4 protein-coding genes and 1 pseudogene are annotated in these 3,776 nt (G+C 59.4%); 3 read left to right on the forward strand and 2 right to left on the reverse strand.

What is annotated here, in order from left to right:
- A pseudogene (locus A3754_RS27770) lies at positions 1–369 on the forward strand (diaminohydroxyphosphoribosylaminopyrimidine deaminase); the annotation flags it as partial.
- Positions 370–454: 85 nt separating this feature from the next.
- Here the strand turns inward: A3754_RS27770 and A3754_RS15575 are convergent.
- Positions 455–1,162 carry an FMN-dependent NADH-azoreductase gene (locus tag A3754_RS15575; RefSeq protein WP_063520439.1) on the reverse strand — a complete coding sequence of 236 codons (708 nt, stop codon included), beginning with the start codon at positions 1,160–1,162 and terminating at the stop codon, positions 455–457.
- A gap of 122 nt (positions 1,163–1,284) precedes the next feature.
- Between A3754_RS15575 and A3754_RS15580 the strand changes: the two genes are divergently transcribed.
- The gene (locus A3754_RS15580) at positions 1,285–2,190 is read left to right on the forward strand and encodes a LysR substrate-binding domain-containing protein (protein ID WP_063520440.1); all 906 of its coding nucleotides are present in this window, start codon (positions 1,285–1,287) and stop codon (positions 2,188–2,190) included.
- A gap of 68 nt (positions 2,191–2,258) precedes the next feature.
- Here the strand turns inward: A3754_RS15580 and A3754_RS15585 are convergent, their stop codons facing one another.
- A complete protein-coding gene (locus A3754_RS15585) occupies positions 2,259–3,200 on the reverse strand; it encodes a hypothetical protein (RefSeq protein WP_063520441.1) in 942 nt (313 codons plus the stop codon).
- A gap of 130 nt (positions 3,201–3,330) precedes the next feature.
- Here A3754_RS15585 and A3754_RS15590 point away from each other — a divergent pair.
- A partial coding sequence (locus A3754_RS15590) for a TetR/AcrR family transcriptional regulator (protein ID WP_156497020.1) occupies positions 3,331–3,776 on the forward strand: 446 nt, incomplete at its 3' end.

Consider the following 3,776-nt stretch of genomic DNA (forward strand, 5'->3'; position numbering starts at 1 on the left):
TACGGCATGGTGGATGTGCGTGAAGTGGCTCAGGCGCATCTGTTGGGCGCGTTTAATCAAAGCGCAGAAGGCCGCTATATCCTGGTCAGCGAATCCGTTTCCATGCTGGATATCGCCGCCATTCTGCGCAAGCAATTCGGTCGCCAATATCCCTTCCCGATGATGAAGGTGCCCAAGCCGGTGGTATGGGCGGTCGGCCCGTTCATGGGCCCGGTGACCCGCAAGTTCATCAGCCGCAACGTGGGGTATCCATTGCACTTCGACAACACTCGCAGCAAAGCGCTGGGTGTGAACTACCGTGCAGCCAGCGATACCCTCAAAGATCACTTCGAGCAGGTGTTGGAAGACGGGCTGGTGCGGCGGCGTTAAACCACGGACCCGCTTGCATGACGAATGGCCTGCCATCCCTGCGCGGGCTTTCGTCATGCAGGTATTCTTCCCTCCGATGCTTAAATCAGCCCAGTGCGTAATCCGCTTGCGGCGTTTCGCTGGTAGCGCTCTGCAACTGCTCCACCAAGGCATCCACCTCCTGCTCGGCCTGGCGAATCGACGCGGCCAATCGTTCCCCGCCTTCTTCCTGATGTTCAACGGCAACGTAGTGAATGCGGGTAATGCCGATAAACTGCAGCACGGTAGTGAGGCCCGGTTCCAGATGATTCAGGTGGGCCAGATCGCCGCCGTGATTGAAGCCGGCGCCACCCCGTGACGACAGGATGACCGCGTGGCGAGGACGATCCGCCAGCAGCGGGGTGAACGGATCCTCCGGCCGGGTTTCGTCATAGCCCACCGTGCGGCCCATGCGCACGATCTGGTCCACCCATGCCTTCAGCGCAGCGGGCATCCCGAAGTTATAAAGCGGTGCGCCGATGACCAGCACATCGGCCGCAATCAGTTCATCAATCAACTGATCGCTTTCGGTCAGCACGCCTGCCATCCAGGGCTGCTGATGGGCGGCTGGCGTAAAGGCCGCTTCGATCCAGGGTTGGTCGATAATGGCCGGAGGGGCTGCGCCCAGATCCCGCTGGGTGACGGCGGTGTTCGCAGAGGCCGCTTGCCAGCGGCTGATGAAGCGTTGCGTCAGGCGGCGGCTGATGGAGCCGTGGGCGTCTTGACCGGCAAGGCCGGGGCGGGCGCTGGCATCCAGTTGCAGAAGGTGTGTCATGGTGGGCTCCTTGTTTTGTGAGTTGAACTCATTCATCGTTAAGCGCAAGACAAGCCTAGTGGCGGGCAATAAGGCGCCACAAACGATCATTATTTTCATTAATAGATGAGTTTAATTCAGTTATGAGCCCTCGCCGGTTACCGTCCCTTTCTGCCTTGCGTGCTTTTGAAGCCGCCGCCCGCCATGAAAGTGCCAAACAGGCCGCCAGTGAGCTGTCTGTGACGGCCACGGCCATCAGCCACCATATTCGCGGTCTTGAGGAATCGCTTGGGGTGGCACTGTTCGTGCGCAAGCCCCGGCAATTGTTGCTGACACCGCAGGGCCGGGAACTGTTTCTGTCACTGGAGACGGCCTTCGACAGCATTGCTGACGCGGTGGACCGCGTGAAAGCGGCGCCGACCCGCCTGGCAGCAACGCTGTCCACCACGCCAGCGGTGGCTGTGCGCTGGCTGTTGTCGTGGGTCTGCATGCTGCGGGATGCGCACCCGGAAATAGACCTGCGCATCCATGCTTCTCATGAACCGGTTGCCCTGGATGGGGTCACCGCCGACCTGGCAATCCGTTATGGCGATGGCGACTGGCCGGGACTGGTGGCGGAGAAGCTGTTCGATAACACTTTTATTCCGGCTTGCAGCCCTTATCTGAAACTGGACGACGTGGCGGACTTAACCGACCACCCACTGATTCACTTCCGCCCACAAGGCGCCTTGGCGGCTCCCATGGACTGGGCCGGTTGGCAAAAACGGGTCCAGGTGGCGGGGCTGGATGTCAGTGCCGGGCTGGTATTTTCCGACGAAACCCACGCTATTTCCGCCGCCATCGGCGGGCAGGGCGTGGCCCTGATGAGCCAAACCCTGATTGCCGATGAACTGGCTGAAGGGCGGTTGGTTCAGCCCTTCGGGCCGGAACTGGAAGGCAAACCGTTCTATCTGGTGTACCCGGAAAATCGGCGGGATGACCCGGTGATTAAAGCAATTCGGGATTGGGTGATGGGGGTGCCGGGGGGCTTGTGCCCGGCGGCAGGGTAGGCGGCTAATGTTTGTTGATCGCGGTTAGCAGCGCTACCGCATAGGGGAAACGACGAAGGGCCGTCCGGCTAATCCGTCGGCTTCCAGGTAACGTCACCCACCCAGCTGGGTTTTTTCGGCAAGGCCCAGCGGGGGATTCTGTCGGTAGCCCGCACCATCAGGTCCACCGGTACGTGGTAATACTTGTTGTTACGGTCCGCCATGATTTTCATGTGGGTGCTGATCAGGCGGAACAACAGATTGCTGCGGCCCGCTTCGGTGCGGCCACCGATTTTCTCGAACTTGGCGGTAGCCTGGTAAAGCTTTTCTTCCGGCAGCCCGGCGAGCACCACGTTATCACGCATCTTGTTGAGCAAGGGAAAGTGTACCGCCGCGCCCAGAATGATCTGTGGCTTGAGCAAGCGGCCCATGGTGCGCATCAGCGACATATTGATCCTGCTGCCCACCTTGCTCTGCCCGTACTGTTCCATGACGGCAAAGCCCACGCCAAGGTGGCGCGATTCGTCATCGTTGATCTTCGCGAACGCCTCATGGCATACCGGGTCCTTCACGGTATCGAGCAGGAACTTGCACAGGGCGCCATCCAGCGCCACCTCAAGAGCCGGAGTGATGGTCCCCAGAATCCGGTAATCCAGGTCATCCGCATAGCGCTCCATCCAGTCCACTACCAGGCGGATATTGTTGTTCGGTGGCGGCATGTTGCCGTCGGCGTCGAGCATGCCCCAGCGCTTCATCAGCGCCACTTCCGCGTTGGCATGGCGCTGTTCTTCGGCATAAAAATAGGTATAGATCTGCCGTAGCGTATCCGTGGGGGCGCTTTTCGCCATGGCGGCAAAGCCTCGCCCGCCGATGTGCTCAATCCACACCAGGTCCGCCATGAAATCACGCAGCCTGGGCCACTGTTCCTCGGTAATCAGTTCCGCCCCTGGTGCCTCCCAGTCAATGTCCGTGAGCGCCCATTGGGTGTTGCGGATCTTTACCAGCATCTGGTCCAGGTCGACGGTTGCCATGGTGTTCACTCCTGCAGTGACAGCGGATTGTGTCTGTCGTGGGCTGCATGCCTCACGTCTGCCCGGTGGTTGACAGCTTCCAGAATCAGTACCACAGTAATTCGAATATTTATTCGGGTTCAATTCGGTTATGGACAAGACGCGTAAGCCCAAGCAGGAACGCTCAAGGAAGACGGTCGAAGCGATTGTTGAGGCGGGGTTTATCTTTATTTCCCGGGAAGGGCGTGAGGCACTCACAACCACTAAAGTGGCTGATATTGCTGGGGTTAGTGTGGGCACACTCTACGAATACTTCAGCAACAAGGAGGAAATTCTGGATGCCATGTACGCCCGTTTCTCCGACGACGTGGTGGTCATGCTCAAGGAGGTCACCCCCGAGGTTATTCGGAAAAAACCGGACGAAGGCATCCTGCATATCCTGCAGCATCTCCGCGAGCTGCTAAGCCGCAACAACAAGCGCTACCTGCACTGTGCGGCTCTGCTCAGCCAGCATTTACCGCAGCAACATGTGGCACCGCTGCGGCAAGTGCTGGGCACGCTGTCCATGCAATACCTGTCCCGGAACCCGGAATACAT

It is taken from the genome of Alcanivorax sp. HI0083 (assembly GCF_001635175.1).

Bases quoted from the DNA above. Each gene is read 5' to 3' on its own strand.
- A3754_RS15575 (WP_063520439.1), bottom strand. From the start codon at position 1,162: ATGACACACCTTCTGCAACTGGATGCCAGCGCCCGCCCCGGCCTTGCC.
- A3754_RS15580 (WP_063520440.1), top strand. From the start codon at position 1,285: ATGAGCCCTCGCCGGTTACCGTCCCTTTCTGCCTTGCGTGCTTTTGAA.
- A3754_RS15585 (WP_063520441.1), bottom strand. From the start codon at position 3,200: ATGGCAACCGTCGACCTGGACCAGATGCTGGTAAAGATCCGCAACACC.